We start from the raw sequence: 853 nt of genomic DNA on the forward strand, positions 1-853 counted from the left end.
TGACCCCTGCCGTCAAATCCGTACACATAAACTTGGGAGATTTTAGTTACGCAGCCTGACGATAATAATCAAACCACATCTGTCTTGGCGATTTATAGCCCAAACCCTTTTGAATCCTCGTCTGATTGTAGTACAGCTCGATGTATCTAATAATATCGTTGATCGCTGCAAATCTAGTCTTATAATCCTGATGATATACCAGCTCATTCTTTAAAGTGCCCCAGAAGCTTTCTATCGGAGCATTGTCGAAGCAATTACCTTTAGCGCTCATTGAGCCTGTAAATTGATGCTGCTTAATGGTCTTGTGGTAGGCGTGACTGCAATACTGACTGCCTCTGTCTGAATGAACGATTAGCCCTTTGTTTGGACGTTTATTCTTGATGGCCATATTTAGTGCTTTGCAAACTAAATCTGCGGTCATGCGTTTGTTGATAGCGTAACCGACAAGCTCTTTGGTGTATAAGTCTTTGACCCCTGCTAAGTACAGCCAACCCTCATTCGTCCAGATATAGGTGATGTCGCTGACCCACGACTCGTTAGGGCGCTTAGCATCAAACTTCTGATCCAGCACGTTTGGATAGACCAGTTTGTGATGATTAGAGTCAGTGGTGACTTTAAAGCGCTTATGACTACGGCATTTGATGCCGTGTTCCTCTTTGATGCTTCTTACCATATACAGGCTAATGTTATGGCCTTGCTCGCTTAGATGAGCATGCAGTCGATCTACGCCATAACGTTCTTTCGTTTCATTGTGAGCCGCTTTAACCAGTAATTCAGACTGGTTGCGATGTATCTGTTGGTCGCTGAGATCACGACTTAGCCAGTCGTAATAGCTTGATGGCTTAACCCTTAA

The 853-nt window shown here is 43.8% G+C and carries 1 protein-coding gene; it reads right to left on the reverse strand.

The features are described 5' to 3' along the window. Positions 1-46: 46 nt before the first annotated feature. The coding region (locus JMW90_RS13405; RefSeq protein WP_201564743.1) for an IS3 family transposase at positions 47-853 on the reverse strand (807 nt) is incomplete at its 5' end.

Origin of the sequence: Psychrobacter glacincola (assembly GCF_904846215.1) — a bacterium.
Taxonomy (GTDB): Bacteria; Pseudomonadota; Gammaproteobacteria; order Pseudomonadales; family Moraxellaceae; genus Psychrobacter; species Psychrobacter glacincola.